Origin of the sequence: Sulfobacillus harzensis, assembly GCF_012933365.1 — a bacterium.
GTDB classification, from domain to species: domain Bacteria; phylum Bacillota; class Sulfobacillia; order Sulfobacillales; family Sulfobacillaceae; genus Sulfobacillus_B; species Sulfobacillus_B harzensis.
Genome location: NZ_JABBVZ010000327.1, coordinates 1 through 584, shown reverse-complemented (window position 1 = coordinate 584; position 584 = coordinate 1). Strand labels below are relative to the sequence as shown.

General features: G+C 62.7%; 1 protein-coding gene. It reads right to left on the bottom strand.

Translation table 11 applies throughout. The features are described 5' to 3' along the window. Positions 1-135: 135 nt before the first annotated feature. A partial coding sequence (locus HIJ39_RS23325; RefSeq protein ID WP_207711903.1) for a transposase occupies positions 136-584 on the bottom strand: 449 nt, incomplete at its 5' end.

The window sequence follows — 584 nt, the reverse complement described above, 5'->3', positions numbered from 1 at the left end:
TGGCGATAGAGCGGCAACCCCAAGGTGTATTTCTGATGAAGGATATAGGCCATCACGGAGGGACTGGCAAAGCTGCCGGGATACACCGGACGCGGCATCGCTGCCGTCACCACCGGGGTGGTGAGCGCCTCGCGCTCACACGTGCGACAGGCCTAGACATACTGGACATGCTCCCGCACCGTCACTTGGGCCGGAATGGATATACAGTTCCCGTCGCACTTCCGTGCTCATTTCATGGAGCGCCTGGGCGCAGGTGGGACAGACTTGCTCTTCGGGGGGGAGCCAATATTCAATCCGCTCGACAGGCAGGTGATCCCATGCCGCGTCCCGCTGGCCCGGCTTTTTCTTTTGGCGTTCAGACGTGCCGGTTTCGACCGGTCCGGCTTCCAGGGCCGACACGGCCGTGGCCTCGGCTTCGTTAAAGAGCCGCAGCTGGGCCGGATCGGACCGCTCGGAGGAGGCGCCAAAGCGGCGATGCGGACTTAACCGAATCTGTTCTTCGAGCTGCCGCACATAGGTGCGCAAGTGGGCGACTTCCTGCTCCAACTGGTCGCATCGACAGGCGGGATGAGGGGATTCGTGGG